Source organism: Aliiroseovarius zhejiangensis, from assembly GCF_014656375.1.
Classification (GTDB): Bacteria; Pseudomonadota; Alphaproteobacteria; order Rhodobacterales; family Rhodobacteraceae; genus Aliiroseovarius; species Aliiroseovarius zhejiangensis.
This window is the reverse complement of sequence record NZ_BNCH01000010.1, coordinates 37889-63461: the sequence shown is the minus strand read 5'-3', so window position 1 is coordinate 63461 and position 25573 is coordinate 37889. Positions and strand designations below refer to the sequence as shown.

General features: G+C 62.1%; 23 protein-coding genes. 8 read left to right on the top strand and 15 right to left on the bottom strand.

Annotated features, from left to right (window positions below; all coding sequences use genetic code 11):
• Positions 1–2 precede the first annotated feature (2 nt).
• The 11 genes from IE188_RS15845 to IE188_RS15795 form a co-directional block, all read right to left on the bottom strand.
• A complete protein-coding gene (locus IE188_RS15845) occupies positions 3–1370 on the bottom strand; it encodes a polysaccharide biosynthesis/export family protein (protein ID WP_191287499.1) in 1368 nt (455 codons plus the stop codon).
• Positions 1371–1538: 168 nt separating this feature from the next.
• Positions 1539–2681 (bottom strand): glycosyltransferase family 4 protein, encoded by a 1143-nt coding sequence (locus tag IE188_RS15840; protein ID WP_191287498.1) that lies wholly within the window; start codon positions 2679–2681, stop codon positions 1539–1541.
• Complete coding sequence (locus IE188_RS15835) at positions 2678–3760, bottom strand: EpsG family protein (protein WP_191287497.1); 1083 nt, start codon at positions 3758–3760, stop codon at positions 2678–2680. Before IE188_RS15835 ends, IE188_RS15840 begins: the two co-directional genes overlap by 4 nt.
• Positions 3757–4575, bottom strand: a complete 819-nt coding sequence (locus IE188_RS15830; protein WP_191287496.1) for a hypothetical protein — start codon at positions 4573–4575, stop codon at positions 3757–3759. The genes IE188_RS15835 and IE188_RS15830 overlap by 4 nt, the downstream gene beginning before the upstream one ends.
• A complete protein-coding gene (locus IE188_RS15825) occupies positions 4553–5218 on the bottom strand; it encodes a haloacid dehalogenase-like hydrolase (protein WP_191287495.1) in 666 nt (221 codons plus the stop codon). Before IE188_RS15825 ends, IE188_RS15830 begins: the two co-directional genes overlap by 23 nt.
• Complete coding sequence (locus IE188_RS15820) at positions 5215–6456, bottom strand: glycosyltransferase (protein ID WP_191287494.1); 1242 nt, start codon at positions 6454–6456, stop codon at positions 5215–5217. Before IE188_RS15820 ends, IE188_RS15825 begins: the two co-directional genes overlap by 4 nt.
• Entirely contained in the window at positions 6453–7064 is a 612-nt protein-coding gene (locus IE188_RS15815) for a glycosyltransferase (RefSeq protein WP_191287493.1), read from the bottom strand. The genes IE188_RS15820 and IE188_RS15815 overlap by 4 nt, the downstream gene beginning before the upstream one ends.
• Positions 7065–7097: 33 nt before the next feature.
• Positions 7098–7598 (bottom strand): glycosyltransferase, encoded by a 501-nt coding sequence (locus IE188_RS15810; protein ID WP_191287492.1) that lies wholly within the window; start codon positions 7596–7598, stop codon positions 7098–7100.
• Positions 7595–9394: an ABC transporter ATP-binding protein gene (locus IE188_RS15805; protein WP_191287491.1), complete on the bottom strand. Its 1800-nt coding sequence runs from the start codon at positions 9392–9394 to the stop codon at positions 7595–7597. Before IE188_RS15805 ends, IE188_RS15810 begins: the two co-directional genes overlap by 4 nt.
• Entirely contained in the window at positions 9394–10674 is a 1281-nt protein-coding gene (gene tviB, locus IE188_RS15800; protein WP_191287490.1) for a Vi polysaccharide biosynthesis UDP-N-acetylglucosamine C-6 dehydrogenase TviB, read from the bottom strand. The genes IE188_RS15805 and tviB overlap by 1 nt, the downstream gene beginning before the upstream one ends.
• 143 nt (positions 10675–10817) lie before the next feature.
• A complete protein-coding gene (locus IE188_RS15795; RefSeq protein WP_191287489.1) occupies positions 10818–11837 on the bottom strand; it encodes an NAD-dependent epimerase/dehydratase family protein in 1020 nt (339 codons plus the stop codon).
• A 155-nt stretch (positions 11838–11992) separates the two neighbouring features.
• Between IE188_RS15795 and ilvD the strand changes: the two genes are divergently transcribed.
• On the top strand, positions 11993–13828 hold the full coding sequence (gene ilvD / locus IE188_RS15790; protein ID WP_191287488.1) for a dihydroxy-acid dehydratase: 1836 nt from the start codon (positions 11993–11995) through the stop codon (positions 13826–13828).
• Between the two features lie 47 nt (positions 13829–13875).
• On the opposite strand, the gene IE188_RS15785 is transcribed toward ilvD, so the two are convergent.
• Genes IE188_RS15785 through IE188_RS15775 form a run of 3 tightly spaced genes read right to left on the bottom strand, consistent with a single transcriptional unit; the run spans position 13876 to position 16930 of the window.
• A complete protein-coding gene (locus IE188_RS15785) occupies positions 13876–14925 on the bottom strand; it encodes an ABC transporter substrate-binding protein (RefSeq protein WP_191287487.1) in 1050 nt (349 codons plus the stop codon).
• Positions 14895–16268, bottom strand: a complete 1374-nt coding sequence (locus IE188_RS15780; protein ID WP_191287486.1) for a sensor histidine kinase — start codon at positions 16266–16268, stop codon at positions 14895–14897. Before IE188_RS15780 ends, IE188_RS15785 begins: the two co-directional genes overlap by 31 nt.
• Complete coding sequence (locus IE188_RS15775; RefSeq protein WP_191287485.1) at positions 16265–16930, bottom strand: response regulator transcription factor; 666 nt, start codon at positions 16928–16930, stop codon at positions 16265–16267. Before IE188_RS15775 ends, IE188_RS15780 begins: the two co-directional genes overlap by 4 nt.
• Before the next feature lie 101 nt (positions 16931–17031).
• Here IE188_RS15775 and IE188_RS15770 point away from each other — a divergent pair, with 101 nt between their 5' ends.
• The 6 genes from IE188_RS15770 (at position 17032) to IE188_RS15745 (ending at position 22407) form a co-directional block, all read left to right on the top strand.
• Positions 17032–18000 (top strand): Bug family tripartite tricarboxylate transporter substrate binding protein, encoded by a 969-nt coding sequence (locus IE188_RS15770; protein WP_191287484.1) that lies wholly within the window; start codon positions 17032–17034, stop codon positions 17998–18000.
• The gene (locus IE188_RS15765; protein WP_191287483.1) at positions 18000–18440 is read left to right on the top strand and encodes a tripartite tricarboxylate transporter TctB family protein; all 441 of its coding nucleotides are present in this window, start codon (positions 18000–18002) and stop codon (positions 18438–18440) included. The genes IE188_RS15770 and IE188_RS15765 overlap by 1 nt, the downstream gene beginning before the upstream one ends.
• A gap of 10 nt (positions 18441–18450) precedes the next feature.
• The gene (locus tag IE188_RS15760; RefSeq protein ID WP_191287482.1) at positions 18451–19956 is read left to right on the top strand and encodes a tripartite tricarboxylate transporter permease; all 1506 of its coding nucleotides are present in this window, start codon (positions 18451–18453) and stop codon (positions 19954–19956) included.
• Positions 19956–21305, top strand: coding sequence for an acyclic terpene utilization AtuA family protein (locus tag IE188_RS15755; RefSeq protein WP_191287481.1), 1350 nt, complete (start codon positions 19956–19958; stop codon positions 21303–21305). The genes IE188_RS15760 and IE188_RS15755 overlap by 1 nt, the downstream gene beginning before the upstream one ends.
• Positions 21302–21607, top strand: coding sequence for a DUF4387 family protein (locus tag IE188_RS15750; RefSeq protein WP_191287480.1), 306 nt, complete (start codon positions 21302–21304; stop codon positions 21605–21607). Before IE188_RS15755 ends, IE188_RS15750 begins: the two co-directional genes overlap by 4 nt.
• A 128-nt stretch (positions 21608–21735) precedes the next feature.
• Positions 21736–22407, top strand: a complete 672-nt coding sequence (locus IE188_RS15745; protein ID WP_191287479.1) for a haloacid dehalogenase type II — start codon at positions 21736–21738, stop codon at positions 22405–22407.
• On the opposite strand, the gene IE188_RS15740 is transcribed toward IE188_RS15745, so the two are convergent.
• Positions 22392–23921, bottom strand: a complete 1530-nt coding sequence (locus tag IE188_RS15740) for a sulfatase-like hydrolase/transferase (protein WP_191287478.1) — start codon at positions 23919–23921, stop codon at positions 22392–22394. The two genes, IE188_RS15745 and IE188_RS15740, sit on opposite strands and share 16 nt — an antisense overlap.
• A gap of 458 nt (positions 23922–24379) precedes the next feature.
• Between IE188_RS15740 and IE188_RS15735 the strand changes: the two genes are divergently transcribed.
• Positions 24380–25513, top strand: coding sequence for an extracellular solute-binding protein (locus IE188_RS15735; protein ID WP_191287477.1), 1134 nt, complete (start codon positions 24380–24382; stop codon positions 25511–25513).
• Positions 25514–25573 lie beyond the last annotated feature (60 nt).

Below are 25573 nucleotides of genomic sequence, written 5' to 3'. Positions count from 1 at the left end.
GTTCAGGGCACGCCGCTGTCGCCATTGACGGATTTGTTGATCAGGATCGGGAAAGCCTGTTCGAAGGCGCGCGACCATTTGGTGATCGGCTGTTCCTCGATAAAGACGATGTCGTTCGGGCGCATCTGCATCCGCGTTGCCAACGTGATGTTGATCACATTGGTCGCGTCCAGATGCCAGGCCGTGACGGTCGTGTCATCCGCATCGGTGCCGGGCCGGATCACATAGATCTGCGCCGGATCGCCGGTTCTGGTGTCAAATCCACCTTCATTATACAGCACATCCGCCAGGCTGGCCTGTCGCCCATAGGGCAGCGCCACGCGCCCCTGCCGGGCCACCTCGCCCGTCAGATAGACATAATCGCGCGGCTCGGCGTCCAGCGCGCGGCGGCTGGTGAAATTGGCGCGCCGTTCTTCAAGCGTGTCGCGCTGCACGGACATTTCGGCTCTGAGTTCGGACAGGGCGTGCAGGCGGGCGCTGCGCTTCAGGCCGATTGCGGCGATCTGTGCCTCATAAAAGGCCAGCGCCCGGTCAAGGTCATAGGTTTCATCCACATAGATCGCATCGCCCGACAACAGGGTCAGGTCACGGACCCTGGCATCGGACCGCAGGGCCGAAGCTGGCATCTGATACAAGGTGCCATCCCGGTAAAGGCGTATCGCTGTTGCGCCCGTGTCACTGGCGACGACGCCTCCGGCCTGCGCCAGCGCATCGCCCAGACGCAGGGGTTGCAGGGTCAGGGGCACAAGACCCGCGCGCCCGACCTTGCCGCCGATGGCCACGTGCCGGGAGTTGAATTCCGCGATCTCAAGACTGAAGGCAGGGTCGATGTTCTTCGCCACAAGGGCCTGGAACACGGCGTCCTCGGCGGCCTCAACCGTTTTGCCTGCCACCTTGACCTGCCCGATATCAGGCAGCGCGATCATCCCGTTGTCGCGAACGGTGAACCCTTGTCGCTGCGTCTGGGCGGTCAGCAAGCCGCCCAGCTCCTCGATCGTGCTGGCCCCGCTTTTCGTGACCAGCAGCACCACATCGCCAACCCCAATTTCATAGCGTTGCGGTGTGACGAGGGCAGGCAGCCGGGTGGCGATCTGTTCGCGTGACCCTGTGGGGCCCTCCGGCATGTCCGGGACCGCGCCCGCACCACGCAAGCCCGTCCCGCCCGCAATCGCGTGAAAGGCATCCGGCAGGCTCAGCGGCACATAGGGTGCGCTGTTGGCCTGTTTCACCGAGCTTGCGGTGATTTCCACCACGCTGACATCCAGCCCGGCGGCCTGCGACTGCACGGTCGGGCTGTGATAGGTGACGCCGCAACCGGACAGGGTCAGGCAGGTGCCAAGAAGAAGCGCGCGCAGGCTGTTGTGGTGCATAGGGTCCTCCATCCGTCCGCCCCGGTTCATCGCGCTTTGGCGGGTGGGACGGGGTGTTGGTTAACTCATATCAAAATTGCAAAGTGAAGAAAGATAAATACCATAGGTTGTTTGTTGGGATGCCTGATCGGCGCGGGTGTGTTGCCGAATTGCGGCGTGATCGCCGCGCTAGGCGCGCAGGCGCGTGTCCCGTGCTGCCATCTTGTGCGGCACAAGCTCGGCCATTGCGGCAAGGTAGCGGTCGACCACGATTTTCTGGTCATAGTCGCGCAGCATCTTGTCCCGTCCGGCCCGACCCATTTGCGCGCGGGTGCCGGGTGGCATGTTCGCGAACTCTTCGAAAGAGGCGTGCAGACTGCCCGCATCGCGCGGGGCGCAAAGCAGGCCCGTGATCCCGTCCTCCACCACATGGCGGCAGCCGGGCACGTCCGTTGCGATCAGTGGTCGGGCCATGCTGGCCGCCTCAAGCAACGTGCGCGGGGCGCCTTCGCGATAGGATGGCAACACGACGCAATCCGCCTCTGCGATGAAGGGGCGCACATCGTCATGTTTGCCCAGATGTTCGATCACCCCATCGGCCATCCATTCCCGCAACGCCTCGGCCCCCAGGACCGAGCGGTTTGCCGCATCGACTGGGCCAAGGATCTGAAAGCGCAGGTCCGGACGGGTGGTTCTGATCCGGCGGGCAGCCTCGACATATTCCAGCACTCCCTTATCGCGCAGAAGGCGCGAGATCATCAGGAACACTGTTTCGTCGCGGGCCGGCAGAGGGCAGGGGCGAAAATGGTCCGGATCGACACCCGAACCGGGCAACAGGCGGGCCTGCCCCGGAGCGATCAGCCGCCGATTGACGAACAGGTCGCGGTCGTCCGGGTTCTGGAAAAACAGGATAGGCAATCCGCGGAATGCGTGGCGATACAGGGTCTCGACCACCATCCTGAGCGCGCCACCCGACAAAAAACCCGTTCCGAGACCCGAAACATTCGGCAGAAAGGGGATCCCCAGACGTTTCGCCGCGACGGCACCGAAAATGTTGTTCTTGACCGTATAGCTCAGGATGATGTCCGGTCCGAGCGCCGCAAAGTGATGACCGAACCGACGGATCAGTTTGGCATCCTGCCGGGGGGACAGTCCTTGTATGTCCATCTGCAGGTCGATCACCTGACACCCCATGCGGCGCAATGCTGGTGCAGCGTCATCCAGCGGGGCGAGGATGGTGACGTGATGGCCTAGATGCAGCAAGGCCTCGATCACCGGGCGGCGGAAATTCAGGGCGTTCCACGCGGCGTTGACGGTCAACAGAACTTTCATGCGCCACCTCGGGTCGGCAGTTGATAGATATCGGGAAGGCCGAAAAGCCACGTGTCATAGGGCAGATAGCAGTAGTGGAAATGGGCCGAATAAACTGTCCAGACCACCAGCATCACCAGCAGCACGACATAGGGCGCGACGGTCAGGATCGTACCGGTTGCGCCAAGGTTCAGGAACGGGATGCGGGCCAGCATCATTGCCTGAAGCGGCACCAGGAAATAGCCGATCCGGTCGGCAATCACACTGGATAGCGCGATCAGCGGCAGGGTGGTCAGCATCATCAGGGACGCCAGCACCATCATCCGGTAATCTCCGGGAAATCGCACGCGCCAGGCGGGGCGCAAGGCGATCAGAAACAGCCCGCCGCTGAGCGCCAGAAGCGCGGCGCGATACAGTGCGCCATGGGCATCCACCCCGGTATCGACATAGCGTGAAAGCGCAAGTTGGGCGCTGTCGCCCGTGGCCAGCAGAAATGCGCCCGGCACGGCCAGCAGCAGCGCCGCGAACAGGCGCGCCCGGATCCTGCCCTGCCCGGCAAGTGGCGCCAGCAACAGGAACACGCCTGCGCTGCTGTGAAAGCCCGTGGCGACCAGCGTGGCCAGGGCAAAGCGTATCGTCTGTCCGTTGCGGAACAGTGCAAACCCCATGCACATTATACCGATGGCAGCGGCCTGCCGGATCCCCGACATCGGCATGTTCAGGATCAACACCGGATAGAGCAGGATCAGAAACCCCAGCCTGTCCACCTGTTGGCGCGCAAGCATGTGCACGCCTGCAAAAAAGATCACCGCCGCTGCCACATTCAGCCATGGATAGCCCAGCCCCGCAGCGCCCACCCCCTGGACCAATGCCCACCAGAGCGGCTCGCGCTGGGCCAGAGCATCAACAAGGTCCAGGTCGAGCTGCATCAGGAAGTGGCGGTAGTAGCCGTTCCAGTCGCAGCCGACCTCCAGCCGGAAGGCGACGAACAGGAACAGGGCGGCCAGCACGATCGGATAGGTCTGATCGCGCAGGCGAGGCTGCCGGGCCAGCACCAGGCGCAGCAGGATCAGCGCCAGGAACAGAGCGACATAGATCACAAGGATGTGGCCCCCCCTGGATGTGCTGGCACACGGGCGCGGGCGACATAGACAAGCTGGACGAACACGCCCCATAGAAGGCAAGCGATCGGGGCAACCTCGTGCGTGGCGATCGACAACAGCGTGACAAGCGGCAAGACGGCAAGATGGGTCTTCAGGTGATAGGCGCGGGCCTTGCGCTCGGGCAGGGACAACCGCCCTTTGGCGTCCAGATAGGTCAGGAACCGGGGCAGCGTGAACAGCAAAAGCCCGGTGGCAAAGCAGATCAGCATACCGACCACATCCCCGGCGACGACCAGAACGGGCAGCACCGGAAGCGCGAACCGGAAGAGCGAGAGTTGCAGAAACGTGAAGAACTTCATTTCGGTCGCGCGCAGGGTGTTGTGGGCGATCAGCGTGACCCCCAATGCCGCGAGGGTGGCCCAGTAGATCGCCGCACCGCCGACACCCAACGCAAGGATTGCGACCAATGCAACGCCCAGCCGAACCGTGCCGAAGACAAGGATCGTGGTGGGCGACATGACCACATCGACCCTGCGGCGTGGGGTTGGATCATGGCGCAATCCGATCGTGTCATTGGCCAGATAGCCCAGCTCGTAAAGGCTGATAAAGACCGCGTAGCCCAGAAGATAGGTCAACACAGCCGGACCCGCGCCCAGATCACCCAAAAGCGCGACAAGGATCACGCCCGGCACCCATGCGGTCAGGGCGTTGACCACGAAATCGCGCGGCCAGTGATAGCGCGAGGTGAACGCATAGCCGAACGGCACAAGCAGGATCAGGTGGCGGGGGTCAGTGACACAGAATCTCGGCATCCCAGGTCCTCATCCATTTGCGGGGGGTTCGCGCAGCAACCAGAATCGCCGGGTTGGCGGCAGCCACCAGATCACGGTCTGACCGGTTGTCGGTGATCACCGCGAACGCGACCGCGTCCAGCGGGCGGTTCAGATATGCCTCGACCGCCTTGCGTTTCTGCCCGGTCAGATCGCGCGACAGACGCCCTGTCAATCGCCCCGCGCGCTGGGCGGGGTCCGAGGCGATGAAGGGCAGGTCGAGCTGGCGGGCGATTTCGCCAATCACCGGGGACAGGGCGTTGGACACCAGCACAGGCTGCCACCCGGCGGCGCGCATCCGGGCCATGCGGGTGTGAGCGGCGGCAATGGCCGTCGCAGGCAGATGATCGGTGACATAGCCCTTGGCCGACGCCTGCAGCGACGTCAGGGTCTCGTTGCGCAGGCTGATCAGAACAAGCGCCCGATGCACGTCGAACCGCGTGAGCTTCGCGACCGCAACCAACCCGGCCCGCAACACCCCGCGCCGCGAGATTGCTGTCAAAGCCGCGTGGCGCCAGCGGTGGCCGCGCCGGGCGTGGTGAAACATCACCAGCCCTGCAGTGGTGTTCGTGTCATAAAGCGTACCGCACACATCGACGGCCAGAATGCGCGGGGTGGCGGTCATGCGGCCTGTCTTTCGGCGTGAAACATGCGGTAAAGCGCATCATACTGGTCACAGGCCCGATCCAGCGAGAAACGGCCAGCGGCATGCGCACGGATCACGGCGCGGGGCGCAAAGGGTGCAGATGCGATGGTGCGCGCGGCGTGTTCAATGGCGGGCGTGTCGTGATGAGCCAGCACCAGACCGAAGCGGCGGTTGGGCAGGATGTCGTTGATATCTCCGATCCCTGTGTTGCTGATCACCGGTAGACCGCAGGACAGATATTCGCCCGTCTTGGTGGCGGACACGCCAAGGCTGGATTTGCTGGCAATGCGGAACGACAGGCCGATATCAGCCGCGTTCAGAAGGGCGGGCACGTCATCATGCGGCACGCGCTTGCAGGTCAGGTGCGCCGGGTCCAGCGTGACGCCATAACTGCGGGCTGCCTGCACATGCTGATCGACGGAATGATCGCCAACCAGCAGCAGCCGCGCCTGCATGTCCTGCGCCTGAAGCGCGGCCAGCAGGCGATAGGTGGTGCCCATCTGGTAAAGCGGCCCGGCTGACCCAAGATGCACCAGCACCACGTCCTTCGCTGAATATCCCAGCGCCAGCCGCGTTCTGGCCCGCAGCGCGCGGTCGGGCCGGAACCGGGTCTGATCGACGCTGCAGGGAATGACGCTTGTCACCGATCCGGCGGACGGGCGGCGCGTCGCGACAACCGATTTCGCGTCTTGGGTCAGGGCGACAATCGCGCTGGCCCCGCTGATCGCGCGGGCCTCTAACTTGCGGAAGTGGCGGGCGATGCTGCGGCCCATTGGACCTTGCCAGAGACCCGCCTCGCAGCGTTCATCCACCCAGAAGCCGCGCATGTCGAACACGAAGGGCAGATCGTGCCGCAAGCTGACAGGCAGCACCGCGCCCAATGGCATATAGCTGCGGCAATGGATCAGATCGGGCTGAAAGGTCTCGACCAGCCGTTCCAAGCGGCTTTGCATCAGCCCCGGCATGGCGAAGCGTTCCAGCTTGCCTGCCAGCGGCAGGGTGCGGCGCAGGATCGGGCTGTGCTCGATCCCCGCGCGTTCCAGCCGTGGCGCGACTTTGGTGGCAAAGACGTCCTGCCGCGCGGGGTGTTCCACCGACAGACAGGCGATCTGATGCCCGCGCGCCGCGAGGCCTTCCAGATAGGGCAGAACCTGCGCGGTGCCGATATGGTCAGACAGACCGTTATTGGTGACAAAGATCGAACGGGTGGCGCTCATGCGGGCCTCTTTGGCTTTGATAACTGGGGTTGCGGGAGGAGTGAGAGGAACTTGCCCGCCGCGACGCCCGGTCGGAAATCCGAAGCACGTTTGCGCGCAGCGTCGGGGTTGCGCCGTGCGTGCAAGGCGGCGCCGATCGCGGCAGCCAGCGCGGCGGCGTCACCGACAGGAACCAAACTGCCGATGTCGCTGGTGTCCAGAATCTCGGATGGGCCATGCGGACAGTCGGTCGCGACCACGGGCAGGCCGTGCGACAACGCCTCGACAATCACATTGGCAAAGCCTTCGCTGCGCGAACTCAGCGCAAACAGGTCGGCGCTTGCGTAATAGGCACCGGTATGTGGCGTGAACCCCGGCATCGTCACCCGGCTGGTCAAGCCCAGCGATTGAACCAGTGCCACCAACGCCGCGCGGTCGGGGCCATCGCCAAGGATCACAAGTTCGGCGTCGCAGCCCTGATCCAGAAGCAGGCGGACGGCGCGCAGGAGGGTCGGGAAATCTTTCTGCCAGCGCAGGGAGCCAACAGCCAAGATGCGATGCTGCGCCTGCGCCGGCCAGACGGCGGCGCCCGGCTTGGGGTCGGGCATGGCAACGGGATTGTGGATCACCTTGACCCGATGGGCGGGTAGCCGCCCCAACCGCTACAGATCGCGCGCAGACCCGGCCGAGACCGAGACATTGGCCCGCGCCCTGGGGTATGTCGCGCGGATGCTGGTCCGCTGCGCCAGCCGGTGCAGCGGGCCTTTGGTCGCGTATTGGTCCGACAGGGTGGCGTGATCGGTGGTGATGACCGGCACACCGGTCCCGCGTGCAGCCCAGACCGCGATGCTGGTCAGGGGCCACATGGCAGGCATCAGGGCCGAGGGCCGGTGCTTGTGCAGCCATTTCCGCAAGGGGGCGGCGACGCCGCGAAAACGCCTTGCCTTCAGGTCGGTGATCGGAAGCCCCGCGCGGCTTGCATCATCCATCAACGCGCCACGCGCGTTGGCAAGGATCAGATGCGGGGCATAGCCGAAATGGGCAAGCTCGGTCGCGAGGGTCAGCATCACCCGTTCCGCCCCGCCCCCCCGCAGATCGGGCAGAACGAACGCCAGTTTCGGCGCAGATGCGGTGTCCGGCTGTGTGATGGGCATATGCTTCATGCCGCCACCCCTGCAAGTGCGCGAAACCCGTCATGTTGCGCGATCAACTGCGCATAGGTGCCGCTTGCCGCTATGTGACCCTGTTCCAGCACAATAATCTGATCACAGGCTTCGACGGTCGAGATGCGGTGGGCGATCATCACGATGGTTTTTTGACCCTGAAGCGCGGCAATGGCCTTCATCACGTCGCGTTCGGTCCGGGTGTCCAGCGCGCTTGTCGCCTCGTCAAACACCAGAATATCGGGGTCGTGATACAGGGCACGGGCGATGCCGATGCGTTGGCGCTGCCCGCCGGACAGACGCACACCGCTTTCGCCAATGGTGGTGTCATAGCCATCGGGAAGCTGCGTTTCGACAAAGTGATCCAATTGCGCCATGCGGGCGCATTCCGCGATGCGGCCCATGTCGATCTGGTCGCGGGGCGTGCCAAGGGCGATGTTCTCGGCGATGCTGGTATCGGCCAGAAAGATCGACTGCGGCACATAGCCGATGGACGCCTGCCAACCCTTCACATTCGCAGGGGTGATTGGCATGCCATCGACCCCGATCCGCCCGGATTGTGGCGTTAGTAGGCCCAAGAGCAAGTCGATCAGTGTTGTTTTGCCTGCCCCGGTGCCGCCGACGATGCCGACCGATGCTCCCGCCGGGATGGTCAGGGACAGATCGGATATGCTGCGGGCGGTGCCGTCATGGGAGTAGCTGACATTGCTGACCTCCAAAGCTGAAGTCAGGCGCATCGGCTGCACTTCGTCCGCTTCGGCTTCGCCGTCCGGCAATCCCTGCATGTCGTCAAACAGCACATCCACCGCACCCGCGCCGAAACGCAGTTCGACCATCGCGCGATAGATGCCCTGCACAGATGGCAACATCCGGTAGCCCGCGAAGGCATAGACACCCAGTTTCGGCAGGATCGCGGCGGTGCTGGCGTTGGGGCCAAGGGTCGCCAGAAGCGCCACGCACAGAAGCAACATGCCGCCGAAGCCGATTGCCTCGACCAGATATTTCGGCACCTGACCCAGCACGAGGTTGGCGGCCTGCATCCGCGACACTTCGATCGAGGGCGCGCGGAAGTGGCGGATATAGGCGTCCTCTTTCGCCAAAATGCGGATGTCCTTGATGCCGCCCAGCGCCTCGCGCGCGATGGTGTATCGGGCCTCGTCGGCGGCAACCCGGCGGGCGCTGTTGCGGGTGACAAGGCGGCGGATGGTCAGGAAGATCGCACTGTACGCGGCGCCCAGAACAGCGATGGCGGTGACGGCGATAATCGGGTCCATCACGATCAGAAAACCCAGCATCGCCAGAAGCGTCACAAGCGATGTGGTCAGCCGCAACACCGGGGCCAGTGCGAACATGGTGACCTGTTCGACCTCGGACAGGATGTTTTTTGCCATCTCGCCGGTGTGTCGTCCCAGAAAGAACGCATAGGGCTGGCGCAGATAGCGGGTGATCAGCCGCGTGCCAAGGCTGTGACGGCGCATTTGCACAAACCGCGTCATCGCGTATTCCCCCGCGCTGCGGATCAGCGCACCGCTAACAAGAAGGGCGAAGGTGACAAGCGCCAGCGCCAGAAGGAAATCTTGGTGATTGGCGAACCCGCCCCATTGATAGGCGGCGGACAAGTAGGGGTTTGTGGTCACAAGATCGGGGTCAGACAGTGCCAGAAAGAACGGAAAGACCGAGGCGACGCCCAGCACCTCGAACAGCGCCATAACCAGCGCTAGGCCCAGCACCAGCGTGCCGCGCCTGCGTTCTCGTGGGGTCAGAAGCGACCAGAGCTTGCCAAGAGTTCGCATCATCACAGCCGCAGATCCGCCATTTCCCGCGGCAGGGCGGATTTGATGTCATAGATCACCGACAGGTTCTTGGCATAGCGGTTGATCCATCCCGCCGGGCGAACCAGATAGGCGCGGTGCGGCACGGCCAGCATCACACCGTCATAGCGATGCGCTTCGGGCGTGCCGGTCAGCTCGATCCCGTATTCCGCGCGGGCGGTGTCCGGGTCGGCATAGGGGTCGTGAACGTCCACCTGAACGCCGTAATCGCGCAGCTCCTCCAGAATATCCACAACGCGCGTGTTGCGCAGATCGGGGCAGTTTTCCTTGAAGGTCAGGCCCAGGATCAGCACCCGCGACTTCGCGACGTTGATTCCCTTGCGCATCATCGACTTGATCATCTGCCCAGCGACATAAGCGCCCATGCCGTCATTGATCCGGCGGCCTGACAGGATGACCTGTGGGTGATAGCCGATTTCCTCGGCCTTGTGGGTCAGGTAATAGGGGTCCACGCCGATACAGTGACCGCCGACCAGCCCCGGCTGGAAGGGCAGGAAATTCCACTTGGTCCCGGCTGCTTGCAGCACCGCGCCCGTATCAATGCCCAACCGGTTGAAGATGATCGCCAGCTCGTTCACCAGGCTGATGTTCAGGTCGCGCTGGGTGTTTTCGATCACCTTGGCGGCTTCGGCCACGCGGATGCTTTCGGCCTTGTAGGTGCCCGCCGTGATGATCCCGGCATAAAGCGCGTCGATCCGGTCGGCGGCTTCGGGGGTCGAGCCAGAGGTCACTTTCACAATCGTCGGCAGCCGGTGGTCGCGGTCGCCGGGGTTGATCCGCTCGGGGCTGTAGCCCACGAAAAAATCGCGGTTGAAGGTCAGACCCGAGGTCGCTTCCAGGATCGGCACGCAGACCTCTTCCGTGGCGCCGGGATAGACGGTGCTTTCGTAAATGACGATATCACCTTGTGACAACGCGCGGCCCACGGTTTCGCTGGCGCGGCGCAAAGGCGTCAGGTCGGGGCGGTTATGGGCGTCGATTGGGGTCGGGACGGTCACGATAAAGATGTTTGCCGCCACCAGATCACCCGGGTCGCTGGCAAAGCGCAGGTGACGGGCATTGGCAAGGTCGTCTGCGGTGACCTCCTCCGTGCGATCCATGCCGGAGCGCAACTCGCCGATGCGGTGAGGGTCGATGTCAAACCCGATGACCGGCCGCGTCTTTCCGAACTCGACCGCCAGTGGCAGGCCAACATAGCCCAACCCGATCACCGCGATCTGTCCCAGGTCCGGAAAGTCTTTCATCGCCTAATGCGTCCGTTATCCATCCACAAAACAACCATTGCGGGTGTAACATTGCGTAAATTTTCGTTAAAAGAAAGTTAAAACTCAACCTAGAGAGGTGTAATGCAGCAAGGTATCTTATCCTGCCCCGAAAACGCAGGACATCAGACCTTGAAATAGTCCCGATACCACGCGACGAAACGGTTCACCCCATCGCGGAAATCAGTGGCGGGGCGATAGCCGGTCAGGCGTTGCAGAAGCGTTGCATCCGCCCATGTGGCCGGAACATCGCCCATCTGCATCTCCATATAGTTGCGCTGGGCTTTCCGGCCCAAAGCATCCTCGATCGCATCGACGAAATCCAACAGGCGCACCTTGTCGGAATTGCCAAGGTTCACCACGCGATAGGGGGCAGCGGGGGACAGGCTGTCGCCCGGCTCAATGTCGTCCGGGCTGTCAGGGCGCACCGGGGCCGCGTCGATCAATAGGCGGATGCCGCGCACCAGATCCTCGACATAGGTGAAATCGCGGAACATGTCGCCGTTGTTGTAGATGTCGATGGGCGTGCCGTCGAGGATACCCTTGGTGAACTTGAACAGTGCCATATCGGGCCGCCCCCAAGGACCATAGACGGTGAAGAAGCGGAACATCGTTGTCGGCAGATCCCACAGATGGGCATAGCTGTGCGCCATGCTTTCATTGGCCTTCTTTGTGGCGGCATAGATGGTCAGTTGGGTATCGGCCTTCTCGGTCTCGGTGAACGGCATGTCGGTATTCGCGCCATAGACTGAACTGGTTGAGGCCATCAGCAGGTGATCGACCTTGTGACGCCGTGCGGCCTCCATCACGTTGAAGGTGCCGATCACGTTGCTGTCCAGATAGGCGCGCGGATTCTCGAGGCTATAGCGCACGCCCGCCTGCGCAGCGAGGTGCACGATCACATCGGGTTCGAAGTCGTCGGCCACCTGATCGAACAGCGCCTGATCTTCCAGCATTCCTTCGGTCATTGAAAAGCCGGGGTCTTGCAGCAACATCTGATGGCGGCGCTGCTTCAGGGTGACGTCATAGTAATCCGTCATCCCGTCATAGCCATGCACCCGAAATCCTTCGGCCAGCAGCAGTTTGGACAGGTGATAGCCGATGAACCCGGCGGACCCGGTGACCAGAACTTTGCGCGATGCCATGGGAATATGCCTTTCAGGAGAGCGTTTGCAACGCTTCTAGCGTGGGTGCCGGGCAACGCCAAGCCCGATGAAAACGGGCAATCCGCGCTGGCGTCAGGGCGCATGGAATGGTAATCCGCGTTCTGACTCCAATTTTCAGACAAGGTGGGGACCGCATGCCTGCTTATCGTTCCAGAACTTCGACCCATGGCCGCAACATGGCTGGCGCCCGCGGCCTGTGGCGCGCGACCGGCATGACCGACGATGATTTCGGCAAGCCGATCATCGCCATCGTCAACAGCTTCACGCAGTTCGTGCCGGGCCATGTCCACCTGAAGGATCTGGGCCAGATGGTCGCGCGCGAGGTCGAGGCGGCAGGCGGTGTGGCCAAGGAATTCAACACCATTGCGGTCGATGACGGAATCGCGATGGGCCATGACGGGATGCTGTATTCTCTGCCGTCGCGCGAGGTGATCGCGGATAGCGTGGAATACATGGTCAACGCACATTGCGCCGATGCGATGGTCTGTATCTCGAACTGCGACAAGATCACGCCGGGGATGCTGATGGCCGCGATGCGTCTGAACATTCCCGTCATTTTCGTGTCCGGTGGCCCGATGGAAGCGGGCAAAATCGACATTGCCGATCTGGACGTCAAGAAAATCGACCTTGTCGATGCCATGGTCGCCGCGGCGGATGAGCACTATACCGACGAACAGGTCCAGCATATCGAGGAAAACGCCTGCCCGACCTGCGGGTCGTGTTCGGGCATGTTCACCGCGAACTCGATGAACTGTCTGGCCGAGGCGCTGGGCCTGGCGCTGCCCGGCAATGGCTCGACCCTTGCCACGCACTCGGATCGCAAGAACCTGTTTCTGGAAGCCGGGCGCAAGATCGTCGAAATCACAAAACGCCACTACGTGAACGAGGAAAAGGGCCTGCTGCCGCGCGAGATCGCAACCTTTGATGCGTTCGAGAACGCCATGTCGTTGGATATCGCGATGGGTGGGTCAACGAACACCGTGCTGCACCTGCTGGCCATTGCGCATGAGGGCGAAGTGGACTTCACCATGAAGGACATGGACAGGCTCAGCCGCAAGGTGCCGTGCCTGTGTAAAGTTGCGCCCAACATCGCCAATGTTCATATGGAAGATGTGCACCGCGCCGGTGGCATCTTCTCGATCCTTGGCGAGTTGCATCGCGCGGGGCTGCTGCATGGTGATTGTTCCACCGTGCATTCTGCCACGATGGCCGAGGCGATTGCCAAGTGGGACATCAAGGTCGCCAACAACCCCGAGGCGGAAAGCCTGTTCAAGGCCGCGCCGGGTGGTGTGCGCACGACGCAGGCGTTCAGCCAGTCGAACCGGTACAAGGAACTGGACACCGACCGCGAAGGTGGCGTGATCCGGTCCAGGGACCACGCCTTCAGTGCAGATGGCGGTCTGGCCGTGTTGTTTGGCAACATCGCGCTGGATGGCTGCATCGTGAAAACGGCGGGTGTGGACGAAAGCATCCTGAAATTCACCGGTACGGCCCATGTCTGCGAAAGCCAGGATGCGGCGGTCAGTGACATTCTGACTGGCAAGGTCAAGGAAGGCGACGTTGTGGTCATCCGCTACGAAGGGCCGCGTGGCGGGCCGGGGATGCAGGAAATGCTGTATCCGACAAGCTATCTGAAATCGAAGGGTCTGGGCAAAGCCTGTGCGCTTTTGACCGATGGGCGGTTCTCGGGCGGCACCTCGGGCCTGTCGATCGGGCACGTCTCGCCGGAAGCCGCCGAAGGCGGTGCGATCGGGCTCGTGCAACAAGGCGACAAGATCGAGATCGACATCCCCAACCGGACCATCCATCTGGCGGTGTCGGATGACGAACTGGCCGCGCGCCGGGCCGCTCAGGACGAAAAGGGCTGGCACCCCGTCGCGCCACGCAAACGCAAGGTGTCCAAGGCGCTCAAGGCCTATGCGATGCTGGCGTCCTCTGCCGCCAAGGGGGCGGTGCGCATGATCGACTGATCATGGGCGACACGATGTTGCGAGGGCGGGGCAAGTCCCCGCCGTCTTCAATTTTGCAGCAACGAGTTTTCCCAGTTTCGCAGGAAACTCTGCCGTTTCAGACTGTCCAGAAACACCAGCAAGCCCGGCCCGAACCGGATCGGGCGCAGCGACGGGTTGGCGAGCAATGCTGCGGGATCAATGGCGGGCAGGCCGGATGCGGCGACCAGATCTTTGCGTGACCTCAGATCAAGCAGGAAATCCAGCATGATGCGGGCATCATCTGCATTCCTGGCCGTGCGCGGGATCAAGGCCGTGCGCGACATGACGTTTACGTAGTCGCTCATCTCGATGATTTGGAACCCATCAGTGGTATTCTGCTGGGCAACCGCATAGCTGCCCAGCACGTTATAGGCCAAGGCCAGCTTGCCTGATGCCACATCGCGGATCATGTCGCCCGAACAGCAATACAGTTTCGCATCCAGACGCCCCATCACCTCCATCAGCCGCCAGAACGCGTCCGAGTTTCGGCTGTCCTGCGTGGCCATCAGATAGCCAAAGCCCGAGCGGCGCACGTCATAGGTTCCAATCTTGCCCTGAAAAAGTTCGGGGTTGGCGCGCAGGATGGCGATCAGTTCATCCCGGTTTTGCGGCGCTTCACCGGGCGGGAAAAAGCGGTCCGAAACCACGACCACCGCCGGTTCTTGTGTAAAGGCAAACAACTGGTCGCGCCAACTTGCCCAGGTCGGAAGGGTTGCAGACGCGGTCGGGGTGTGGGTCTGGGCGAAGCCGTCATTCGCCAGTTTGGTCTGCAAATCCATGGCCGAGGAAATGGCGAGGTCGAAGGATGCGCCCTCGTCATACAGCGCCTGCATCAGGTCGGTCGTGCCCGTTACCACATAGTCCACCGATATATCCGAGTGGCTGGCCTGAAACGCGCGGATGATCGGTTCAAAAACGTCAAGATCCGCGGTCGAGATCACGCTGAGCCGGGTCCGTTCGTCCGTTGCTTCGAACAGGCGGCGATCTTCGATCTCGAAGCCCTGCGCCGCGCTGATACTCAGCAGCAGTCCAAGCAGAATGCCCGTCAAGCGCGCGGGAAAATCAGCGAAACACATGCGCCTTCCCCTTTCGTGTTGGGTGAAATCTCCAGCCGACCGCCATGTGCCTTGGCAACTTCGTCTGCGATGGTCAGACCAAGCCCCGACCCGACGATGTCACCGACATTCGCGCCGCGCATATATCGCGTGGTCAGGTCAGACAGGTTGGTGTCGCCGAACCCGCGCCCCTGGTCGGTGATCGACAGGGTGATGCTGCCGTTCAGGGTCAGGCGCGCGGTGATGTCGCTGTCATCCGGCGAATACTTGATCGCATTGTCCAGAATGTTCTGAAGCGCTGCTTGCAACAGGATGCCGTCGCCGGTGAAGGCCACGGGATCGGGGCCAAGGTCGCGCCGGATCGTGATGTCTTTCAGATCGGCTGTCGGGGCAAGCCGGTCGCAGGTTTCCTCCATAAGCGCCCGCAGGTCCAGTGCGTCTTGCGCAAGGCTGTCGGCACGAAACGTTACCATCGCGTGATCCAGCATCTGCCCGGCCGAGCGAGAGCTTTCGTCAATGGCGCGGATCATCTCGCGAATGGCTTGTTTGTGTTCGGGTTTGTTCAGTTTGCGATGGGTGATTTCAGCCTGTGCGCGAACGGTGGCCAGCGGGGTGCGAACGCGGTGGGCGGCCTCGGCAATGAAATCTTCGGTGCGCGACAGCGAGGCGCGCAGCCGTCCCATGAAGGAATTGAGCGCATTGATCAGCGGCACAAGCTCGTCCGGTGCGTTGGCTTGCACGGGGCGCAAATCGGTCGGTCCGCGGCGCGTGACCGACCCGGTGATCCGGGTGATCGGCGCCAGCGCCGACCCGGCGGCCCACAGGCTGAGTGCGGTCGCCAGCAGGAAAAATCCAACCCCGATGCCAGTTGCCGTTGCGGTGATCTGGCGGGAAATCGCGGCCAACCCCTGCCGGGTTTGGGCCACTGTCACCACGACCTGCGCGGCATTGACGCCGGTGCCGACGGGCCGGGTGACAGACACCGCGCGAATTTCGTCGCCGCGATAGGTCAGGGTCTCGACGCTGGGGGTGCTGATGCGCGGTGGCACATTGGGTTGCGGAAGGTCGGCATATCCGGTCAGCGTCCGGCCGTCTGACACGACACGATAAAACACCCGATCCTCGTTGATCGACCCCAGCATCGACAGCGCGGAATAGGGCAGGTCAAGCGTGACGCGGCCATCTTCGCTGCGCAGACTGTCCGCGATGGCCGTGGCCGAGGCAGACAGGATGTCGTCCTGCGTCCCTTCCGCGGCCCGCTCGGCCACCCCGCGCACGACCAGAAAGAAGGCCAGCGACAAGACCGCCGCGACTAGCGCAAGCTGGATGAAAAGCCGCCTGCGGATGGACCCCGAAATTCTCACCGCGCAACCATCCGATAGCCCATGCCACGCACGGTTTCGATCTTTGTTCCCGACCCTTCCAGCCGCTTGCGCAACCGGCCCACATAAACCTCGATCGCGTTTTCCGACGCCTCATCGGACAGGGAAAACAGCCGGTCGATCAGGTGGGTTTTCGAAAAGACCTGCCCGGGGGCGGCAAAGAACACCTCAAGCAGTCGCAGCTCGCGATTGCGCAGCGGGACGGTCTGACCAGCAAAACGCAGCTCTCCTTTGGTCGAATCCAGCGTGGTTTCCCCAAACGTTACCGCGTTGTCAGCCGCGCCGACCTGACGCCTCAATACGGCGCGCACGCGGGCTTCGAGTTCGGAAAAATCGAAGGGTTTGACGATATAGTCATCCGCCCCAAGATCCAGCAATCCGACGCGATCCGACACCGCAGAACGCGCTGTTATGACAATCACGGGGGTGCGTTTTTCCGCCTGTCGCTGGCGTTCCAGAAAGTCGCGGCCATCCCCATCGGGCAGCATTATATCCAGCAAAATCAAATCGTAATCCGCAACAGCCGTCAGGTCTGTGGCATCGGACAGGGTGGCGGCGTGGTCCACGGCGTGACCGTCCAGTTGCAGACGCTCGGCCACGACACCCGCCAGTTTGGGATTGTCCTCGATCAGAAGGAACCGCATTTATTGCCCTTTTTTCCGCTGCGTGACAGGTTGGTGTCAGGTTCAGGCGATTGGGTCTGAGCATGGGCGGGTGTTACGCCCCTGTCAAATGGGAGGAAACTATGACGAAACGTCTTTTCAAGGCGCTGGCGACCAGTGCCATTCTGGGCCTTGGTGCCACCACCGCTGCAACGGCTGCCGAGTGTATTGCACCGGCCAACCCCGGCGGCGGCTGGGATTTCACTTGCCGTCAAATCGGCAAAATCATGTATGACATTGGCGCGGTCGAAAAGCCAATTCAGGTGACCAACATGGCCGGCGCAGGTGGTGGCCTGGCGTTTACTCACGTCGTGTCGGAACGCAACGATGATGCCGATCTGATTGTCGCGGCGTCCTCTGCGACCTCGACCCGTCTGGCGCAAAATGCCTATGCTGGCATGACCGCCGATCAGGTCCGCTTTGTGGGCGCCATCGGGGCCGACCCCGGTGTAATCGTTGTGGCCGCAGACAGCCCCTATCAATCGCTGAACGACCTGATCGAAGCCGTGAAGGCGGATCCGGGCGGGATCGCCTTTGCGGGTGGATCGGCCGTTGGCGGATTTGACCACCTGAAACCCCTGATGATCCTGCAACGCGCAGGTGTCGAGGATGTGAAAGCGGTGAAATACATCGGTGTTGACGGCGGCGCCGATGCGATCACCCAGACCGTTGGCGGCTTCACCCAGGCGATGTCGGGCGACATGTCCGAAATCGTGGGCTTCCTGAAATCCGGCGACGTGCGCGCAATCGCGGTTCTGACCGAAGAACGCGTGCCGGGGTTCGAGGATATTCCCACCGCGAAGGAACAGGGCATCGACGTTGTCGCTGTGAACTGGCGTGGCCTTTACGTGCCCAAGGGCATCAGCGACGATGATTTCCAGAAATGGGCTGATCGCCTGCAACAGGTGGCCGACAGCGACGAATGGAAAGAGGCGATGGCAGCAAACGGCCTTGCGCCCTTCACCAAGGTTGGCAATGACTTCCAATCCTATGTCGATGGTGTGGTTTCCGAGATCCGCGCCCTTTCGAAAGAAATCGGGGTGATCCAGTAATGGCATCTGACCGTATCTTCGGAGCGGTCGTGACCCTGGTGGCGCTGGCTTATGTTGCCAGCGCCATGCAGATCCAGACCAGCTTCATGGCGGATCCGGTTGGCCCAAGAACCTTCCCGATCCTTATTGGATGTGTCGCGGCCTTGTGTGGGATGATCGTGGCGGTAAAGCCCGACCCCGATCCGGAATGGCCGGTGCTGGCGACCTTTGGTTCACTGGCGCTCGCGGTAGTTGTGCTGGTGGGCTATGCCTATGCGTTGAAACCGCTGGGGTTCCTGATCCCCACGGCGATCACAGCGTCCATTCTGAGCTATCAGATCGAGCCGCGCGCCGGGCGTGCCGTATTGGCCGGAGTGGGTCTGTCCATCGGCTTGTTCCTGATCTTCAAATTCGCGCTGGGTTTGGGGCTTGTCCCGTTTCCCAAGTCGCTGACTGGCTAAGGATACCCGCATGGAACTCTTTTCAAATCTCGCGATCGGGTTCGATATCGCGCTGTCGCCTTATACGCTGATGCTGGCGGTGATCGGCTGTTTCATCGGTACGATCATCGGCGCGCTTCCGGGCCTTGGCCCGTCGAATGGCGTGGCGATCCTGATCCCGCTGACGTTCACGATGGGGCTGGATGCGACGTCCGCGCTGGTCTTGATGACGTCGGTTTATTACGGCGCAATGTATGGCGGGCGGATCAGTTCGATCCTGCTGAACATTCCGGGGGACGAACCCGCGCTGATGACCACGCTGGATGGCTATCCGATGGCAAAAGCGGGGCGCGCAGGCGATGCGCTGGTTCTGTCGGGCGTTGCGTCCTTTGTCGGTGCGTTTCTGGCCACGGTTGGCCTGATGTTGCTGGCGCCCATGCTGGCGCAGGTGGCGTTTCTGTTCGGCCCCGCCGAGTATTTCGCGCTCTACCTGCTGGCCTTTGCCACGCTGGGTGGCATGGCGTCGAACAACCAGGCCAAGGCCGCGATTGCGTCCTGCATCGGCCTGGGCATTGCGATGATCGGGGTCGACAACAATTCCGGCCTGCCGCGCCTGACCGGGGGCAACATGCACCTGTTTGACGGCATCGACTTCCTTGTCGCCATCGTCGGCCTGTTCGCCATTGCCGAGGTGTTTTTCTTCATCGAAAGCCACGGCAAGAACACCTCCATCGGTGTGAAGCTGGAAAAGGTGACGATCCCGGTCAAGGACATCATGGCATCCGGCTGGACCATGTTGCGTTCGTCTGTTGTGGGCTTCATCGCGGGCGTTCTTCCGGGCGCGGGTGCGTCGCTGGGCAGTTTTTTGGCGTATATGAGCGAGAAATCCATTGCGGGCGAAAAGGGCGGTTTCGGCACCGGTGTGCCGCGCGGGATCGCGGCGCCCGAGGCGGGCAACAACGCCGCCGCCGGTGGCGCGTTGGTGCCGATGCTGACGCTGGGCGTGCCGGGGTCCGGCACCACGGCGGTGCTTCTGGCGCTTCTGATGACGCTCAACATCACCCCCGGCCCGATGCTGTTCACCGAACGGCCAGAGGTCGTCTGGGGCCTGATCGCTTCGCTTCTGATCGCCAACTTCGTGCTGCTCTTGATGAACGTGCCGATGGTGAAAATCTTTGTAAAGGTGCTGTCCGTCCCGCCATGGGTGCTTCTGCCCGGTGTCACGATGATCAGTTTCGTGGGCATCTATTCGCTGTCGGGCAGCTATTTCGACCTGCTTCTGATGGTGGGCTTCGGGGTGCTTGGATACGTGTTGCGTAAGCTCGATGTGCCGACCGTGCCGATCATCCTTGGCATCCTTCTGGGTGGCCATATGGAGGACGCGCTGCGCCGTGCCATGGTGTTGTCGAACGGTGATTGGACCTTCCTGTTTTCGTCCGGCATTTCGATCACCTTGTGGATCATTGCGGTGGTGGGCTTTGTCGCCCCGATGTTCCTGCGCAACATCCTGAAAAAACCGCAAAGGATCACGGATTGATGGTGAAAGTGCTTGTTCCCTCAGGCGCGTTGGGTCTGGGATATGACCGCGACGCCTTGGCCCGAGGGATCGCTGAGAAACCGGACATTATTGCAATTGATGGGGGCTCGACCGACTCGGGCCCTCACTACCTTGGCACCGGCACGTCGAAATACTCGCGCGGGTCAACCCGCGCGGAATGGGCCGAACTGATGGCCGCGCGGGCCGAGGCAGGCGTGCCGCTGGTTATCGGGACGGCCGGCACATGCGGGGCGGATGACGCGGTCGACTGGCTGGTCGACATCACCCGCGAGATTGCGGCAGAGCGGGGTGAGCACCTGAGGCTTGCGGTGCTGAAAAGCGGGCAAGATGGCGGGGCAATGGCCCGCGCGCTGGACGCCGGTCGGATCACGCCCCTGACCCCGGCGCCTGAAATCTCGGGCGAAATCTTGCGTGACTGCACCAATATCGTGGCGCTGGCCGGGGCTGAACAGATACAGGCCGCGCTTGATACGGGCGCCGATATCGTGATCGCGGGGCGCACCACGGACACGGCCATCATATCCGCGCTGCCGCTGGCGCGGGGCTGCCATCCGGGCGGCGCGTGGCATGGCGCCAAGATCGGTGAATGCGGGGCGCTGGCGACGACCAGCCCGAATACCGGTACCATCCTGATCGAATTTGACGCAGACGGGTTCACCATCACCCCGATGGGCGCGGAGGCCCGCGCGACCCGCCGCACCGTGTCGGCCCACATGCTTTATGAAAACAGCGATCCGTACCGGCTGTATGAACCCGGCGGCTATCTGGATGTGACGGCGGCACGCTACGCCGCGCTGGATGAACGTCGCGTGCGTGTGACGGGCAGTGAATGGGTAGCGACCGAACCTTATACCGTGAAGCTGGAGGGCGCACGGCGCGCGGGGTTTCAGACCGTATCGCTGGTGCTGGTGCGCGATGCGCACTATGTCGAAAACACCCGGGCCTGGGTCGATGATATTCAGACCAAGTGCACCGCCAAAGCGACTGCGCGTGTCGGCGGCGACTTCCAGATCGAGTTGCGGATCATCGGCGCGGACGCCACGCTTGGACCCTTGGACACCAGCGCCAAGCCCGGCAGCGAACTGGGCGTAATGGGCATCGTCACCGCTGAAACCGAGGCGCTGTCGCGCGAGGTTGCCAAGATGCTGAACCCCTATCTTCTGCACCACCCGCTGACCGAGCAGGAAGAAATGCCCACCTTCGCTTTTCCGTTCTCGCCCCCCGAAATGCCGCGTGGCGCGGTTTATGAGTTCTGCCTGAACCATGTGCTGGCTTTGAATGACCCGATGGACGCTTTCAGGTTGTCGACTGAGGAGATTGGCGCATGACGGCCTTGAAAGACATCGCAGACAAAGTGCGGTCGAAAAACGCGGGGCCGTTCTGGCTGACACTGGATGTGTTCTGCGGGACAGAGGAAGCATATCAGCGAATCTCGAACGGGTTGGACACGGACGCGGTGGCCCGCCTGTTCGGCACAGACCCCACCCAGTTGAAACGGTTTGATATGCCGGAGTTGAATGTGGTGAAGTTCAGCCTGCCGCGCCCCGCCGTACAGGGCACGCGCGCGGATCGGGATATGCATGGCGCAAGTTTCGCCGTCTTGTTGGGTGAGGTCCGGATTGATCGGTAAGGCTCACGTTGTGAGCCTGTAAGGGGCCTTGCCCCTCGCGGCGTTGCCGCTCACCCCAGGATATTTCTGGCCAGAAGAAGCACAGGGTGATTTCATTCGTGTGCGTCTACGGTGTGAGAGGGGGGAGCATGAAGATCAAAGCGATTGCGTTTGATGCCTATGGGACGCTTCTGGATGTCTATTCGGTTGGCGCGCTGGCGGAAACGATGTTTCCCGGCAAGGGGGTGGCGATTGCCAACACCTGGCGCGACAAGCAGATCGAATACACGCGTTTGCGCAGCATGTGCGGCAGGTTCGCGGATTTCTGGCATGTGACGGGCGACGCGCTGGATTACGCCTGCGAGGCGCAGGGGGTGGTTCTGACAGAGGGGGCACGTCGCGCTTTGATGGATGCCTATCAAGTGTTGACCGCCTTTCCCGAGAACCGGGCGGCGTTGGCGCGTTTGCAAGAGGCAGGTGTACCCATGGCCGTTCTGACCAATGGCAGCATGGGCATGATCGGGGCCGCGCTGCGGGCGTCCGGGCTGGACGGGTTCTTTGATCATGTATTGAGTGCGGACAGCGTTCGGGTGTTTAAGACCGCGCCTGAAGTTTATCGGCTTGGGCCTGATGCGTTTGGCTGCGACGCCCAAGATATGCTGTTCGTGTCGTCCAATTGCTGGGATATCTGCGGCGCGACCTGGTTTGGATATCACACGATATGGCTGAATCGCCAGGACCAGCCGATGGAACGGTTGGGGGTGACGCCGGACGCGCGGGGGCGGTCCCTGACCGACGTGGCGGATTATGTGTTGGGGTGATGGCGGGATTGCCGTTTGGGGCCGTTATTGGTGATCGTGTCCAGCGACAGAGTGTGATCCGTGTTCTGCATTCGGTGGCGCAGCATCAGGCGGGTCAGGCGCGACAGCTCTGTGGCGAAAGCGGGGTTGTCGGCAACGTTTTCCATCTCGCCCTGTTTTGCGTTATCAAACAGGAGCGGGGGCAGGTCGGCGGCAAACTCGACCAGGGTGAAGCGCGCATCGCGCAGGATGCCGAGGCAGGAGTTGCTGTTGGTCGTGCCCAGCCGCTTTTGCCAAAGGGTGGGTGCCTCTGGTTCGGCAAAGTCGAGTTCCGAGAAGGAATAGCTGCGCCAGTCATCGGGGGTTGTGCCGGTCAGGAAGGGCAACAGCGATCGCCCGTCCATTGAGTTTGGAACCGTCTGCCCGACCCAGTCGAGGATGGTCGGGGTCAGGTCAATGGATTCGGTGGGGAGGTTGACCTCGTGCCCGGCCACGCCACCCGGGGCGTGGATGATCAGCGGCGTGTGATAGGCCGCGTCATAGACGTTGTGTTTGCCCCATGCGTGGTGGTCGCCCAGCATTTCCCCATGATCGGCGGTGACGATCAGCAGGGTGTCGTCCCACTGTCCGCTGTCCTTGAGGAAGCTGACCACACGGCCGATATGGTGGTCCACCTCGGTCGCCAGCCCCAGATAGACCGCGCGCAGGGTTTGGGTGGTGTCGTTCGAGGGGGTCACGTTCGCGCAACCGATGACCATGTTGGCGGCGGTGGCGTTTTCCAGTGCAGGCCCAAAGAAGGGATGGCGCGCGGCTTCCTGTTCGCGATCTCCGATGCAGGCAGGCCGGGGCAGCGCGGTGGGGTCATACATGTCGTTATAGGGCGCGGGCGCGACCAGCGGCGGATGAGGGCGGATATACGTCAGATGCGCGAACCAGCTTTCGTTCGCATAGGATGGCATCGCCTCCAGAAACCGGTCGGTCAGGAAGGCGGTGTCGCTGTCCTCGGCCCCATAGATCGCGGGGGCGTTCAGCCGCGCGCCATCCCCTCCGGGGATATACAGCTGCCAGTAATTGTCGAAAGTGTAGCCTTTGTTCAGCAGATACGACCGCCACGGATAGGACATTTCAAGGCGCATCTCGACCTGCTCGGCAAAGCCGTCCATAGGAAACTCATAGGTCTGCATCGCGGGGTCGCCGGGATCATGAATGCGCGGGTCATGCGACGTGTCGGTGTATCCAAACAGCATCGGCAGATAGCCTGCCTTGCGCATTTCACTGGCGAGCGTCGGGGTGTCATGGCGCAGGGGGGTGCCATTGCGGACCGAGCGGTGGTTCATCGCGTATTGCCCCGTCAGGATCGACGCGCGCGACGGGCCGCAGGGATTGGTCACGGAAAAATGGCGCTTGAAGGTCACCGATGCAGTCATGAGCGCCCGCAGGTTTGGCAACTCGACATGATCGGCCAGCGCACCGTGCAGGCAATCGGCGCGAAGTTGGTCAATGATGATGAAAAGGACGTTCCTGTTCCGTGCCATAAGTGTCTTTCTGTCAGGCCCGCACCTGTCGGGGTCAGGGTGAGGTTTGGGGATATTCAAGGCTCCGGCAAGGGCTTTTTGCGACGTGTTCCGGATCCGTTGATGGTTCGTTGCGGCGCATGTGCCAAAAAAAGAGTTGATTGGCAGGATGTTGACAGCAGGCACACCGGCGCGGGACACTTTGCATGTCTTCTCCGGGCGTATGTCACATAACCGATTCTTTTCTTTTGGAGTGTTGCGCGCGTATCGGGGATGTCGCCCTTATGCCAGGGCGTAAAGTGGGGGCGCGATGTTCCACACAAGCCATGTGAAGCAGCAGGTGCCGCCAGAGCCGTGCAGCGGGTCGCTGGTCCGAACTGGACTGATCAGGCGTTGTAAGCTGGCGCTATTTCAGGTCGGGATAATGACCAACACTGTCGGCACAAAAGAAGAAAAAACAAATTCAACGGGAGAACAACATGACAACGGATACCAAATTCAGCCGCCGCTCGGTGCTGAAGGGGGCGACAACGATGGGCGCCGCCGCGCTGGCCACGCCGCTTTATGTCAAGCGAGCATTGGCATCGTCGGGCGAGGTCAACATCCTGATGTGGTCGGATTATCTGCCACCGGAGTTCATTGCCGGGTTTGAAGCGGAAACCGGAATCAAGGTGAACTACACCGGGATCGGATCAAATGAAGAGATCATCAACAAGATGAAGGCCACGAAGGGCCAGGGCTTCGACATCATTTCACCGACCAACAACCGGTCGCTGCAATGGGGGCCACTGGAGCTTTTGCAACCGTTCGACCTGTCGAAGGTGAATGTCGACGCGGTGAACCCGGCAATGGCGAAGATCGGCACGGACGCTTGGAATTTCGGGGATGCCGGGTCGCATTGGCTGCCACATATCTGGGGCACCGAAGGCATCGCCTATCGCACCGACCTTTGGCTGCCTGCGGGTGACGCACCAAGCTACGGTGACGTATGGTCGGAAGAGAACGCTGGCAAGACCATGGGCCGCGCGCATTCGATGATGCTGGGGGCCGGGCTTTACATGGAAGCGTCCGGCGAGATGGAGCCGGGGTCGATCTGGGCCGCCTATGAAGACGAAGAGACGATGCGCAAGGTCTGGGGGCAGGTCACCGACTGGTGCGTGGCACGCAAAGACCGCATCAAGCTGATCTGGAACGATGCTGACACCCAGAAGAACGGACTGCTGAACGAAGGCGTCGTGGTGGGTCAGACATGGGACGGCCCGCCGCTGGCGCTGAAATCTGCGGGTGAGCCGGTGCATTACCAGGCGCCGGTCGAAGGGGCGATGGCCTGGGTCGATGGTATGTCGATGCCGATCGGGGCCGAGAATGTCGAACAGGTCTATGCCTTTATCGACTATGCCTATCGGCAAGAGCCTGCGGGCAAGGCGATTGACAGCCACGGGTACAACTCGCCGGTTCTTGGGGCAGACACCTATTCGGGTGACACCTACAAGAAGAACTTCTCGGAAGCCTATCCGGGTGACAGTCTGGCTAACCTGAACCCATGGCCGGCGGAAGCGCCCTGGTATGCCGATGTGCGGACCGAGTTCGTCAACAAGTTCAAGAGCGCCTGATCGCCTTGGACCTGCGGTCCCCTGCCTGTGGGTGGGGGACCGTGCCAATCCAGACTGAAA

Excerpts from the sequence above, each read along its gene's own strand:
- IE188_RS15775 (WP_191287485.1), bottom strand. The coding sequence starts at position 16,930 with ATGCGGTTCCTTCTGATCGAGGACAATCCCAAACTGGCGGGTGTCGTG.
- IE188_RS15745 (WP_191287479.1), top strand. The coding sequence starts at position 21,736 with ATGAAGATCAAAGCGATTGCGTTTGATGCCTATGGGACGCTTCTGGAT.
- IE188_RS15820 (WP_191287494.1), bottom strand. The coding sequence starts at position 6,456 with ATGAGCGCCACCCGTTCGATCTTTGTCACCAATAACGGTCTGTCTGAC.
- IE188_RS15840 (WP_191287498.1), bottom strand. The coding sequence starts at position 2,681 with ATGAAAGTTCTGTTGACCGTCAACGCCGCGTGGAACGCCCTGAATTTC.
- IE188_RS15735 (WP_191287477.1), top strand. The coding sequence starts at position 24,380 with ATGACAACGGATACCAAATTCAGCCGCCGCTCGGTGCTGAAGGGGGCG.
- IE188_RS15770 (WP_191287484.1), top strand. The coding sequence starts at position 17,032 with ATGACGAAACGTCTTTTCAAGGCGCTGGCGACCAGTGCCATTCTGGGC.
- tviB (WP_191287490.1), bottom strand. The coding sequence starts at position 10,674 with ATGAAAGACTTTCCGGACCTGGGACAGATCGCGGTGATCGGGTTGGGC.
- IE188_RS15830 (WP_191287496.1), bottom strand. The coding sequence starts at position 4,575 with ATGCCGAGATTCTGTGTCACTGACCCCCGCCACCTGATCCTGCTTGTG.
- IE188_RS15805 (WP_191287491.1), bottom strand. The coding sequence starts at position 9,394 with ATGATGCGAACTCTTGGCAAGCTCTGGTCGCTTCTGACCCCACGAGAA.
- IE188_RS15750 (WP_191287480.1), top strand. The coding sequence starts at position 21,302 with ATGACGGCCTTGAAAGACATCGCAGACAAAGTGCGGTCGAAAAACGCG.
- IE188_RS15825 (WP_191287495.1), bottom strand. The coding sequence starts at position 5,218 with ATGACCGCCACCCCGCGCATTCTGGCCGTCGATGTGTGCGGTACGCTT.
- IE188_RS15795 (WP_191287489.1), bottom strand. The coding sequence starts at position 11,837 with ATGGCATCGCGCAAAGTTCTGGTCACCGGGTCCGCCGGGTTCATCGGC.
- IE188_RS15845 (WP_191287499.1), bottom strand. The coding sequence starts at position 1,370 with ATGCACCACAACAGCCTGCGCGCGCTTCTTCTTGGCACCTGCCTGACC.
- ilvD (WP_191287488.1), top strand. The coding sequence starts at position 11,993 with ATGCCTGCTTATCGTTCCAGAACTTCGACCCATGGCCGCAACATGGCT.
- IE188_RS15760 (WP_191287482.1), top strand. The coding sequence starts at position 18,451 with ATGGAACTCTTTTCAAATCTCGCGATCGGGTTCGATATCGCGCTGTCG.
- IE188_RS15765 (WP_191287483.1), top strand. The coding sequence starts at position 18,000 with ATGGCATCTGACCGTATCTTCGGAGCGGTCGTGACCCTGGTGGCGCTG.
- IE188_RS15740 (WP_191287478.1), bottom strand. The coding sequence starts at position 23,921 with ATGGCACGGAACAGGAACGTCCTTTTCATCATCATTGACCAACTTCGC.
- IE188_RS15810 (WP_191287492.1), bottom strand. The coding sequence starts at position 7,598 with ATGAAGCATATGCCCATCACACAGCCGGACACCGCATCTGCGCCGAAA.
- IE188_RS15755 (WP_191287481.1), top strand. The coding sequence starts at position 19,956 with ATGGTGAAAGTGCTTGTTCCCTCAGGCGCGTTGGGTCTGGGATATGAC.
- IE188_RS15785 (WP_191287487.1), bottom strand. The coding sequence starts at position 14,925 with ATGTGTTTCGCTGATTTTCCCGCGCGCTTGACGGGCATTCTGCTTGGA.